At 71.1% G+C, this 10,942-nt stretch carries 14 protein-coding genes and 1 pseudogene; 3 read left to right on the plus strand and 12 right to left on the minus strand.

What is annotated here, in order from left to right; genetic code table 11:
- Window positions 1-21: 21 nt before the first annotated feature.
- From L2C96_RS41205 to L2C96_RS41220, 4 genes are read right to left on the minus strand one after another with little or no spacing between them, the layout of a single operon-like run.
- Window positions 22-900 (minus strand): 5-oxoprolinase subunit C family protein, encoded by an 879-nt coding sequence (locus L2C96_RS41205; protein ID WP_027931981.1) that lies wholly within the window; start codon window positions 898-900, stop codon window positions 22-24.
- Window positions 897-1,517 carry a 5-oxoprolinase subunit PxpB gene (gene pxpB, locus L2C96_RS41210; RefSeq protein WP_020422447.1) on the minus strand — a complete coding sequence of 207 codons (621 nt, stop codon included), beginning with the start codon at window positions 1,515-1,517 and terminating at the stop codon, window positions 897-899. The genes L2C96_RS41205 and pxpB overlap by 4 nt, the downstream gene beginning before the upstream one ends.
- Window positions 1,514-2,290, minus strand: coding sequence for a LamB/YcsF family protein (locus L2C96_RS41215; protein WP_020422448.1), 777 nt, complete (start codon window positions 2,288-2,290; stop codon window positions 1,514-1,516). The genes pxpB and L2C96_RS41215 overlap by 4 nt, the downstream gene beginning before the upstream one ends.
- Window positions 2,287-3,624 (minus strand): MFS transporter, encoded by a 1,338-nt coding sequence (locus tag L2C96_RS41220; protein WP_020422449.1) that lies wholly within the window; start codon window positions 3,622-3,624, stop codon window positions 2,287-2,289. The genes L2C96_RS41215 and L2C96_RS41220 overlap by 4 nt, the downstream gene beginning before the upstream one ends.
- 217 nt (window positions 3,625-3,841) lie before the next feature.
- Here L2C96_RS41220 and L2C96_RS41225 point away from each other — a divergent pair, with 217 nt between their 5' ends.
- The gene (locus L2C96_RS41225; protein ID WP_027931978.1) at window positions 3,842-4,531 is read left to right on the plus strand and encodes a GntR family transcriptional regulator; all 690 of its coding nucleotides are present in this window, start codon (window positions 3,842-3,844) and stop codon (window positions 4,529-4,531) included.
- A 46-nt stretch (window positions 4,532-4,577) separates the two neighbouring features.
- On the opposite strand, the gene bcp is transcribed toward L2C96_RS41225, so the two are convergent.
- The 3 genes from bcp to L2C96_RS41240 all read right to left on the minus strand — a co-directional run bounded on the left by bcp (window position 4,578) and on the right by L2C96_RS41240 (window position 5,992).
- Window positions 4,578-5,057: a thioredoxin-dependent thiol peroxidase gene (bcp, locus tag L2C96_RS41230; protein WP_020422451.1), complete on the minus strand. Its 480-nt coding sequence runs from the start codon at window positions 5,055-5,057 to the stop codon at window positions 4,578-4,580.
- A 24-nt stretch (window positions 5,058-5,081) separates the two neighbouring features.
- On the minus strand, window positions 5,082-5,609 hold the full coding sequence (locus L2C96_RS41235) for a hypothetical protein (protein WP_237339959.1): 528 nt from the start codon (window positions 5,607-5,609) through the stop codon (window positions 5,082-5,084).
- A gap of 200 nt (window positions 5,610-5,809) precedes the next feature.
- Window positions 5,810-5,992, minus strand: a complete 183-nt coding sequence (locus tag L2C96_RS41240; protein ID WP_017987385.1) for a hypothetical protein — start codon at window positions 5,990-5,992, stop codon at window positions 5,810-5,812.
- A gap of 180 nt (window positions 5,993-6,172) precedes the next feature.
- Here L2C96_RS41240 and L2C96_RS41245 point away from each other — a divergent pair, with 180 nt between their 5' ends.
- Window positions 6,173-6,970 (plus strand): hypothetical protein, encoded by a 798-nt coding sequence (locus L2C96_RS41245; RefSeq protein WP_237339960.1) that lies wholly within the window; start codon window positions 6,173-6,175, stop codon window positions 6,968-6,970.
- Window positions 6,971-7,023: 53 nt separating this feature from the next.
- On the opposite strand, the gene dprE2 is transcribed toward L2C96_RS41245, so the two are convergent.
- The 5 genes from dprE2 to L2C96_RS41270 all read right to left on the minus strand — a co-directional run bounded on the left by dprE2 (window position 7,024) and on the right by L2C96_RS41270 (window position 10,515).
- Complete coding sequence (gene dprE2, locus L2C96_RS41250) at window positions 7,024-7,764, minus strand: decaprenylphospho-beta-D-erythro-pentofuranosid-2-ulose 2-reductase (protein ID WP_237339961.1); 741 nt, start codon at window positions 7,762-7,764, stop codon at window positions 7,024-7,026.
- 21 nt (window positions 7,765-7,785) lie between these two features.
- Window positions 7,786-8,418, minus strand: a complete 633-nt coding sequence (locus L2C96_RS41255) for a DUF4383 domain-containing protein (RefSeq protein ID WP_027936527.1) — start codon at window positions 8,416-8,418, stop codon at window positions 7,786-7,788.
- An 81-nt stretch (window positions 8,419-8,499) separates the two neighbouring features.
- Window positions 8,500-9,312 carry an ABC transporter permease gene (locus tag L2C96_RS41260; protein WP_237339962.1) on the minus strand — a complete coding sequence of 271 codons (813 nt, stop codon included), beginning with the start codon at window positions 9,310-9,312 and terminating at the stop codon, window positions 8,500-8,502.
- The gene (locus L2C96_RS41265; protein ID WP_237339963.1) at window positions 9,272-10,078 is read right to left on the minus strand and encodes an ABC transporter ATP-binding protein; all 807 of its coding nucleotides are present in this window, start codon (window positions 10,076-10,078) and stop codon (window positions 9,272-9,274) included. Before L2C96_RS41265 ends, L2C96_RS41260 begins: the two co-directional genes overlap by 41 nt.
- Window positions 10,075-10,515: a MarR family winged helix-turn-helix transcriptional regulator gene (locus L2C96_RS41270; RefSeq protein WP_425550250.1), complete on the minus strand. Its 441-nt coding sequence runs from the start codon at window positions 10,513-10,515 to the stop codon at window positions 10,075-10,077. The genes L2C96_RS41265 and L2C96_RS41270 overlap by 4 nt, the downstream gene beginning before the upstream one ends.
- Window positions 10,516-10,608: 93 nt before the next feature.
- Between L2C96_RS41270 and L2C96_RS41275 the strand changes: the two are divergent.
- Window positions 10,609-10,774: pseudogene (locus L2C96_RS41275) on the plus strand (transposase); the annotation flags it as partial.
- Between the last annotated feature and the right edge of the window lie 168 nt (window positions 10,775-10,942).

Here is a 10,942-nt window from a genome sequence, read left to right on the forward strand (position 1 = left end):
ACGGATGGCTCCCGGGAGTTTTCAGGCGGCCGCCGGGAGATCGGCGGACACGAGGCGGAACGACACGGTCTGCCCAGGCCGCGCCTGGGCCATCACCGGCAGGTCGTCGGTCAGCACCACACCGATGACCGGGTATCCGCCGGTCACCGGGTGGTCGGCGAGGAACACCAGCGGCAGCCCCGATGGCGGCACCTGGATCGCGCCCGGCACCATGCCCTCGCTGAGCAGCTCGCCCTCGCGGGCGCGCTCCAGGACGGGGCCGGTGAGCCGGACGCCGACGCGGTTGCTCTCCGAGGTCACCTCGTAGGTCGCCGTCGCGAAGGTCTTCAGCGCCTCCGCGGTGAACCAGTCGTCCCGTGGGCCGGGCATCACGCGCACGGTCAACGCGAACCCGGCCGGGTCGGGCACCGGCGCGACCTCGACCGAGGGCAGCGGGCCGCACTCGTCGTCGCCGATCGGCAGCTCGTCGCCCTCGCTCAGCGCGGCGGGGCCGAGCCCGGCCAGCAGGTCGGTCGAGCGGGACTCCAGCACCTTGTCCACGCCGATCCCGCCACGCACGGCGACGTAGGTGCGCAGGCCGGAGGTCGGCGCACCCAGCGTCAGCTCCTCGCCTGGCCAGACGGTGAACGGCGCGTTCATCGCCTCACCGCGGCGGCCCCGCCGGATCGGGCACGGCGCGCCGGTCACCACGACCCGCGCCACCTGCCGGAACCGCAGCACCAGGCCGCCGAACGTGGTTTCCAGCACCGCGGCGCCGTCGAGGTTGCCGACGAGCCGGTTTGCCAGTGCGGCCGACCGGCGGTCGGCCGCCCCGGACCGGCCGACCCCCAGGGCGGCCAGTCCGGGACGTCCCAGGTCCTGCACCGTGGTCAGCGGACCCGGCCGCACCACCTCGATCATCGAACCTCCCGGAAGCGGATGCGGGTGCCGGGCCGCAGCAGGGCGGGCGGACGGCGGGCCGGGTCCCACAGCGGGACCTCGGTCCGGCCGACCAGCTGCCAGCCACCCGGCGAGGACCGCGGGTAGATGCCGGTGAACTCACCGGCGATGGCGACCGCCCCGGCGGGCACGTGCGTCCGCGGCGTGGCCCGCCGCGGCAGGTGCAGTTTCGGGTGCAGCCCGGTCAGGTAACCGAAACCGGGCGCGAACCCGCCGAACGCCACCGTGTACTCGGCGGCGGTGTGCATTTCGACGACGCCGTCCGCGCCGAGGCCGGTGTGCTTGCCGACCTCGGCCAGGTCGGCGCCGTCGTAGTACACGGGAATTTCCACCAGTTCGCCGCGCATCGCCTGGGCGGGCACCGGTTCGGTGCCCGTCAGCAGCTCCGCCAGCTCGCCGGCGCCGATCACGGCCGGGTCGAAGCGCACCAGGAGGGTGCGCGCCGCAGGCACCAGTTCGGTCACGCCGTCGGGACGAGGGTCGGACAGCGCGGAGTACAGGCCGAGCACCGCGTCGATCCCGCCGGTGTCGCCGACGTCGACCAGCAGCGCCTGGTCCCCGCATCGCCGGATGTTCATGCGAAGCTCCGCACCTCGACCCCGGCCGACACCAGGGCGGCCCGGGCCGCGGTGGCCAGTTCCACCGCGCCCGGGGTGTCGCTGTGCACGCACAGCGAACCCGCCTGGAGTGGGATGACCGTGCCGTCCACGGCCACCACCTCGCCGTCCCGCACCAGCCGGACGCACCGCCGCGCCACCTCGTCCGCGTCGGTCAGCACCGCCCCCGGCTCGCGCCGGGGGAGGAGCCGCCCGTCGGGCGAGTAACCGCGGTCGGCGAAGGCCTCGGCGATGGTGGTCAGCCCGGCCTCGGCGGCACGCGCCAGCCATCGGGACCCGGGCTGCCCGAGCACGGGCAGCGTCGGGTCGTACTGCCACACCGCCTCGGCCACCGCGCCCGCCTGCTTCTCGTGCGTAGCGATGGCGTTGTACAGCGCGCCGTGCGGCTTGACGTAGGCGATCTCGCCGCCCGACGCGCCGGCCAGTGCGTCGAGCGCACCCAGCTGGTAGAGGATTTCGTCGATCAGTTCGACGGGGTCCACGTCGAGGAACCGGCGGCCGAACCCGGCCAGGTCCCGGTACCCGACGTGGGCTCCGATGGTGACCCCGCGCTTCACCGCCGCCTCGCAGACGTGCCGCATGGTCGAGGGGTCACCGGCGTGGAAGCCGCAGGCCACGTTGGCGCCGGTCACGACGTCCAGCAGGGCTTCGTCATCGGCGATCCGCCAGGCGCCGAACCCTTCGCCCACGTCGCAGTTCAGGTCGATGGTGGCGGTGGTCGCGGGGGCGCTCATCGTGCGACTTCCACCGTGTCGGCCGAGGTGACGACCGGCTGCTCCTCGGGCGCCCGGCGGCTCAGGGCGACACCGATGCCCGTCACGATCGCGGTCACCAGGACGTAGAGCGCCACGGCGAACCAGGAGTCGTAGGCGTCGAGCAGGGCGGTGAAGATCAGCGGAGCGACGGCGCCACCGACCACACCGGCGAGGGTGTAGGCCAGCGAGCTACCCGTGTAGCGCAGCCGCTCGGTGAACTGCTCGGTGATCATCGCGGCCTGCGGGCCGTAGAGCAGGGCGTGGATCGCCAGCGCGACGACCATGCCGACCGCGATCGCCAGGTAGGACTTGGTGCCGGCCAGCGGGAAGAACAGGAACGGCCAGACACCGGCGGCGATGGTGCCGATCGCGTAGAGCTTGCGGCGGCTGACGCGGTCGGAGAGCGCACCGGCGGCCGGCATCAGGAACAGCTGGAACGCCGAACCGATCATGACGGCGGTCAGGCCCTGGCTGCGGCTCATGCCCAGCTCGCTGGTCATGTAGGTGAGGACGAAGACGGTGAACAGCGAGTACAGGACGTCCGGGCAGATGCGGATCAGGATGCCGGCGATCAGGGCACGCGGCTCCTGGGTGAAGACCTCCTTGATCGGGGCCTTCGGCTTCTCGCCCTGCTCGGCGATCTTCTTGAAGACCGGGGTCTCCTCCAGCTTCATCCGCAGCCACAGGCCGAACAGCACCAGGACACCGGAGAGCAGGAACGCGATGCGCCAGCCCCAGGACTCGAACGCGGCAGTGGTCATCACCGCGGCCAGCAGCGCGATCACACCGTTGGCCAGCAGGTTGCCCGCCGGCGGGCCGATCTGGGCCGCCGAGGCCCAGAAACCGCGCTTCTTCGGATCGCCGAACTCGCTGGACAGCAGTACCGCGCCGCCCCACTCGCCACCGACACCGACACCCTGCGCGAACCGCAGCGCCACGAGCAGCACGGCCGCCCAGCCGCCGATCGCCGCGTGGGTGGGCAGGATGCCGATCAGGAAGGTGGCGATACCGGTCAGCAGGAGGGTGAACACCAGGACCTGCTTGCGGCCCAGCTTGTCGCCGAGGCGGCCGAAGATGAACCCACCGAGCGGGCGGGCGAGGTAACCGACGGCGTAGGTCGAGAAGGCCGCCATGGTGCCGGCGAGGCTGTCACCCGAGGGGAAGAACAGCTTGCCGAACAACGTCGCGGCCGCCACGGAGTAGGCCGCGAAGTCGTAGTACTCCAGAGTGGTGCCGGACAGGCTAGCCACGAACGCGCGGCGCAGTGAGCGCTTGTCCGTGGGCTCAGTCGAAGCGGTCATCACGGTGTCCATCCATCGAAGGGGAGTGAGGTAGGTCATGAAGTTAGGGATTGTTGAACGATCCGTCAATACTTTCGAGGAACATGGACACCGCTTCGAAGCGTCTGGATAGACTTTTCGTAGAACAAGTCGCAGGTTGGACCGTCCTTCGATGGACTGGTTAAGTTTCCGTTACACGGTCCGACCCCTGATGAACCGGAGGCCCAGCGTGACCACCGACGCCGAGTCCATGGGCTCGATCCTCAGCACCGGGCTCGAAGCCGACCGCCTGCTGCTGGGCCGCACCAGCACGGCCGAACGGCTGGCGGACATCCTGCGGGGGCGCATCACGGAGGGCTTCTTCGAGCCCGGCAGCCGGCTCTCCGAGGAGGCGATCGGCGGGGCGCTCGGCGTCTCCCGGAACACCCTGCGTGAGGCGTTCCGGCTGCTCACCCACGAGAAGCTGCTGGTGCACGAGCTGAACCGGGGCGTCTTCGTGCGGCGGCTGTCGGTCGAGGACGTCATCGACCTGTACAAGGTGCGCAAGCTCGTGCAGTGCGCCGTGCTGCGGGAGATCACCAGCCCGCCGGGCGACAAGCTGCAGGCCGTGGAGGCCGCCGTCGCGGACGGCGAGGACGCGAAGAAGCGTCAGGCCTGGCGCGAGCTGGGCACCGCGAACATCCACTTCCACCAGGCGCTGATCACGCTCGCCGGCAGCCCGCGGGTCGACGAGCTGGTCCGCGGGCTGCTCGCCGAGCTGCGGCTGGTGTTCCACGTGATGGCCGACCCGCAGCCGTTCCACGAGCCGTACCTGGAGCGCAACCGGGAGATCCTGGAGACGCTGCGCACCGGCGACGGCCTCACGGCGGAGCGGCAGCTGGCCGCGTACCTCGACGACGCGGAGGAGCAGCTGGTCGAGGCCTACCGCCGGGTGATGTGAGCGCGGTTCCGGCGCGGGCGGCACTTCGCCCACGCCGGAAGCGGGGTCAAGCCGAGATCTTGAGGTCCTTCAACAGCTTCGCGACGTGACCGGTCGCCCGGACGTTGTACATCGCCTTCACGATCGTGCCCTCGGGGTCGATCACGAACGTCGACCGGATCACGCCCTGCACGATGCGCCCGTAGTTCTTCTTCTCGCCGAACGCGCCCCACTCGGTGAGGACCGTCTTGTCCGGATCGGACAGCAGCGGGAACGTCAGCTGCTCCGCCTCGGCGAACTTCGCGAGCTTCTCCGGCTTGTCCGGCGAGACACCGAGCACCTGGTAGCCGGCGCCGTCGAGTTCGCCGAGGTTGTCCCGGAAGTCGCAGGCCTGCTTGGTGCACCCCGGCGTGCCCGCGGCCGGGTAGAAGTAGACGACGACGTGCCTGCCCCGGAAGTCCGACAGCGAGACCTGCTTGCCCGTGCTGTCGGGAAGGGTGAAGTCGGGGGCCTTGTCGCCGGCGGTGAGCCGCTGCGGGTCAGTCATGCCCCGAGCGTATCCGGGGGAGGGTCAGGCCGGCCCGCAGTACACGGCGATGACCGGGCTGGTCGCCGTCGGGCGCAGCGTCAGCCGCATCTCGGCCGGCTCCGGCGGCGCGGTGAAGGCCAGGTTCAGGCGCACGTCGCGCCCGGGCTGCACGTCCTTGCCCGCGTCGACGATGCCGCTGTAGCCCTGCGTGGAGTCCACGACCTGCTTCGACGCGACGTCCCCGACGGTCGCCGACACGCTCAGCCCGGACAGCCGGTACGGCTGGTCACCCTCGTTGCGGATGATGATCTCGAACGCGACCGCCCGGTCGCTGCGCGGATAGGCGCTGTTGCTGGGCTTGAACGGTTTCGGCGCGGACACCGACACCGCGACCCCGTCGTCGAACCGGTACTGGCCGCCGAAGTCCAGGGTGCGCAGCGCGGGGACCGCCTGCTGGATCGCGACATCACCACCGGTGCTCGTCGACCCGCCCTCGACCTGCGCCGGCGCACCGCAAGCGGTCACCGCCACCAGGACGAGGGCGGCCATCGCGTGCCTCGGGGTGCGCACAGGGGCCACTTCCTCACATCTTCGGCTGCCCGGCCGGCTGGTCCGTTCGGGGTAGGTATTTCCGCCGGGCGCGCTCCACTCTGTCCCTAGTCGCGGGCGGGTGCGAGTCACGGCGCGGGGTTGACGCGGACCTGGTGTCGGGCTGTGGCCGATCCGTGATCGGCGGGCCACCAGCCGTGATCGCGCTCACCCCGATGGGGTCACACGGCCATCGCGAGGAAGAGGATGAAGGTGCCGCAGCCGACCAGCCAGGCGACGATCAACCAGCCGAAGTCGCGCCACGGGTCCACCGTGTGGTTGTCCTCGCCCGGCACGTAGACGCCGCGTTGCTCGAACCAGTCCGCCACGCTGCTCACCCACGACAAGGGGTTGCGGCCAGCCACGCTGTCACCTCCGGAACTGCGCGATGCGGCTCACAGTATCGGGTCGCCTCAGCCATCGGCTCGTCACGGTGCGTACGACATTTGGCCCAATGGCTGTGACCTCGATCACGACCTGAGGCAACGAACTGATAACAACAGTAATCATGTCGCGGGCAGTAAGCGGATTTGGAGAGGTTCAGCGTGACGAGCGACGACAAAGACACTCGACCGAGTGCCACGACGCGGCAGATCAGCGTCGCGGAGTTGCTGCGCAGGGAAGGCGTCACGCAGGAGTTCACCGCGGTCAAGCTGCCGAAGGTGCCCGTCGACGACTCCGGCATCACCCCGGAGATGGCCGACGCGCCCACCGTGCGCATCCCGGCGGCCAGCATCCTGCGCCGGGAGAGTGAGCCGGGCAGCCGGTGGGACAAGCGCAAGGCAGGCCGCATCGGCGCCCTCGCCGCCGGTGTGGCGGCGCTGGCCGGGGTCGCGGTCAGCACGCTGACCACCGGGCAGCTGCACGACGCCGCGGCGCCGGGCGGCGCGGGTGGCGGCCCGGACACGAGCACCGGTCACACGCCGACCAGCACGATCGCCGCCCCGCAGCAGCAACTGCTCGCCAGCAGCACGCCGACCTCGACCAGCGCCGAGCTGCCGCCGTCCGGCAGCGCGTCGTCGCAGGCCCAGACGCCGGCGGCGCAGAACGGGACCAGCAGCGCGAGCAGCCAGGCGCGCACCAGCCAGTCGACGGCCGGTGGCACCACGGCGGCGCCGACCACCTCGCAGGCCGCCCCGGCGCCCGCCGTCAGCACGACGACCGGCTCCGGCAGCGCCGAGACCACGTCACCGGAGACGACCACGCCGCCGGAGACCACGACCGAGCCGACCTCCCAGCAGCCGAGCAGCTCGCCCGGCACGACCCAGCCGACCACCAAGAAGAACGACGGCCTGGTCGGCGGTCTCCTCGGTGGCCTCGTCGGCGGTCTCCTCGGCGGCTGACCACCCCTGACCACGGCGAAGGCCACTCCCGGCGGGAGTGGCCTTCGGTCGTTTCAGCGGGGCATCCGCCGCCAGATCGCCCGCGGCAGCAGCCGCATCAGGAAGAACACCGGCCGCAGCACCGGCGGCACCCACACCTCGCCCCGTCCCCGCCGCAGCGCGCGGACCGTCGCCGTCGCGACCTGTTCCGGCGTGCTGGAGAACGGGGCGGGCGACATGCCCTCGGTCATGCGCCCGACGACGAAACCCGGGCGCACCAGCAGCAGCCGCACGCCGCTGCCGTGCAGGGCGTCGGCCAGGCCGCTCGCGAAGCCGTCCAGCCCGGCCTTCGCCGAGCCGTACACGTAGTTCGCCCGCCGCACCCGGACCCCGGCGACCGAGGAGAACACCACCAGCTGCCCGCCGCCCTGCGCGCGCAGCAGGTTCGCCAGCTCCGTCAGGATGCTCACGTGCGCCACGTAGTCCGTGTGGATCACGGCCATCGCGTGCGCCGCGTCCCGTTCGGCCCGCTCCTGGTCGCCCAGGATCCCGAACGACACCACGACCGTCTCGAGTGGACCGTGCTCGGCGACGATGCCGTCGAGCACCTCGCGGTGCCGGGCCACGTCGTCCGCGTCGAACTCGACGCGGGCCACCTCCGAAGCGCCGGCCCGGCGCAGCGACGTTTCCTCGGAGTCGAGGTCGCCGCTGCGCCGGGCCGCCAGCACGAACTTCCGGCCGCCGTCCACGAGTTTCCGTGCCACGGCGAGCCCGATCTCACTGCGCCCGCCGAGCACCAGCACCGTTCCGCTCACGCCGGGCAGTCTGCCCGACCGTCAGTGGGCGGCGCGGCCCGACCGGTGCATCCGCCAGCGCGACGGGCGGTGGTGGCCGGTCTGCGGTCCCGTCTGGGCCGCGGTCTGCTGCGGCACCGGGCGGGTCGGGACGTCCGCGTTGCCCGGCACGTTGTCACCGGTCACCACCGGCTGCTGCGTGGTGGTGGCGGTGTCGGTGGACTCGACGTGCACCTTCTTGCGCGCCGGCATCACGGCCATGATCAGGCCGAGCACCGCGGTCGCCCCGTGCAGCCAGTTGTCGGCGGTGTTGAGGTTGAGCGGGTTGCCGAGACCGGACACCGGGTTGGCCGAGATGACCCCGGTGATCATCAGGCCCCAGATCGTCACCAGGCCGAACCCGATGAACAGGACCCAGCCGTAGGTGCGGGCCGAGGCCGATGTCGCGGCGAACAGCAGGCCGAGCACGCCGACCACCACGTGCACCAGGTTGTGCAGCGGGTTGATCATGAAGCCCATCAGCATGTGGTCCGTGTTGCCGGTGAAGTCACCGAACCCGGTGCGCACGAACCCGACGATGCCGATCGCGAGGTAGACCAGACCGACGAGCGCGGCGAGCACCTGGACCGGCTGGAAGCCGGCCACCCGGACGCGGGCGTGTTCCGAACGAGACATGTCGCCTGTCCCCTTAATCCGACGGTCACCACGATTGCGTGATGTGCCCAACGGGTTACCCGGGGGTGGAATCGGGCAAACTCACCGCACGAGCCGCCCGAGCAGGGCGGATGCGACGGCGATGGCGATGACGGCGGAGCAGGCGAGCACCCCGAAATCCACCCATACGTGGTCCGCGGTGCCGATCAGCAGTCCCCGCAGGGCGTCCACTTCGTAACTGAGCGGATTGACGTGGCTGAGCACGCGCAGCCAACCGGGCATCAGATCCACCGGGTAGAGCGCGTTCGACCCGAAGAACAACGGCATCGTGATCGCCTGCCCGATGCCCATCAGCCGTTCGCGGGACAACACGAGCCCGGCGATCACGATCGACAGGCAGCAGAAGAACGCCGATCCGAGCACCACGGCGAGCGCCGCGCCGGCCAGTTTCAGCGGGTTCGTGGTCAGGCCGACGCCCAGTACCGCGGCGAGGACCAGCACGATCACGGCCTGCGCGAGGGCCCGCACCCCGGCCGCGAAAGCCTTGCCGGTGACCAGTGCCGCGCGCGGCGTAGGCGTGACGAGCAGCTTGCCCAGCACGCCGGCGTCGCGTTCCCAGATGATCTGGATGCCGTAGAAGATCGCGATGAACAACGCGGACTGCGCGAGGATCCCCGGGGCGAGGAAGTCCAGGTAGGGCGTGCTCCCGGTGGGGATCGCGCGCAGGCGAGTGAAGGTCTCGCCGAAGATCAGCAGCCACAGCGCGGGCTGGATCGCGCGGGTGAGAAGTTCGGCGCGGTCGCGGCGCAGCTTCTGCAGTTCGACCAGGCACATCGTGCCGACCCTGGACAGCAGGCGGCGGACGGCGCCCGGATCAGCCGAGGCGGCGGGCGGTGCGGCGAGCGGCACGGACATCGCGGATCCCTCCCTTGTCTGCGTCGTCGAACGCGTCACCGGTGACCGCGCGGAATACGTCGTCCAAAGTGGACCCGGGTCCGAGTTCGGCCCGCAGTTCCGCCGGGCTGCCCAAAGCGCGGATCTTGCCGCGGTGCATGAGCGCGACCCGTTCGCAGTGCTGCTCGGCCTCGTCCATGTAGTGCGTGGTCACGAGCACCGTCATGCCGGTGTCGGCGCGGACCTGCTCGATGCGTTCCCAGACGCTGGAGCGGGCCACCGGGTCGAGCCCGATGGTCGGCTCGTCGAGTATCAGCAGCCGGGGCGCGCTGACCAGCGCCTGCGCGAGTTCGAGGCGGCGGATCATGCCGCCGGAGTAGGTCGAGGCCGGGCGGTCGGCGTCGCTGCGCAGGCCGACGGCGCCCAGTGCGTTGTCGACCTGCTCGGCCCGTTCGCGGCGTGGCACGTCGAAGAGGCGGGCGAACAACGCGACGTTCTCCCGCCCGCTGAGCGCGCCGTCGGCGGAAAGTTGTTGCGGCACATAGCCGATGAGCCGCCGCACGCGCATCTTGCGGCGCGCGGCGTCGAGCCCGAACACCTCGACCGCGCCGGCTTTCGCGGGCAGCAGGGTGGTGATCATGCGGATGGTGGTGGTCTTGCCCGCGCCGTTGGGTCCGAGCAGTCCGAAGATCCGGCCCGCCGGGATCTCCAGGTCTACGCCGTCGACGGCGACCGTGTCGCCGAAGGCGTGCCGGAGCCCGGCGCAGCGCACCGCGGGTGTGGTCATCTCTCCTCCTGGATCGCGGCGATCAGCCGGCCGAGAGCGGGCAGGGCGGCCTCGATCGCGTCCCGGTCTTTGGCGGGCAGGGTCGCGATCGCGTCGGCGACGAAGCCGGTGCGGGTGCGGCGCCAGTTGGCCAGCCGGGCCCGCGCCGCGGCGGTGAGTTCGAGCCGTGCGGCCCGGCGGTCGTCCGGGTCGACGTGGCGGTCCAGCAGCCCGGCGTCGACGAGCTGGTTGACGAGCGTGCTGACGGAGTTCCCGGCGAGGTGCAGAGCACGAGCAGCCGCGGCGACGCCGATGCCGGGGTGCTCGTGGACCACGCGGAGCAGCTCGACCTGCGCCGGGCGCAGCGGCGCGTGCGGCAGGGTGTCCCGCACGCGCCTGCGGACGACCCGTCGCAGCGCGGCCGTCGTGGTCATCAGGTTCTCGGCCAGTTCCCGCACGTCGCCCAAGGTAGCTCTGTTTAAGAGCTGTTAGCAACGCTCACTAATCCGGCGATCCGGAGGAACGGGAGTGACCGGTCAGCCGAGGAGTCGGTGATTCGACTTGATGAGCAGTGGCAGGTGATCGAGCCGTTGGCGCCGGTGTCGGGGACGAAGGGACGCCCGCGGGGCGATGACCGCCGGGTGATCAACGGGATGTTGTTCAAGGTCATGACCGGCGTGGCGAGACTTGCCGGAGCGATATGGGCCGTGGAAGACGGGTCCCGCGGCGGACCCACCGTCAAGATCCACCTGGCCTGCGACGGCCACGGACGGCTCCCGCCGGAGCATGATCGACCTGGCTGCGCTGCTCATCCGGCTTCGAGGGCAGGCTCTAGGTGTGTTGTTTGGTGAGGTTGGTTCCGCGGCTGGCTGGGGTGTGGCCGTC

Origin of the sequence: Amycolatopsis tucumanensis (genome assembly GCF_021654135.1) — a bacterium.
Taxonomy (GTDB): Bacteria; Actinomycetota; Actinomycetes; order Mycobacteriales; family Pseudonocardiaceae; genus Amycolatopsis_E; species Amycolatopsis_E tucumanensis.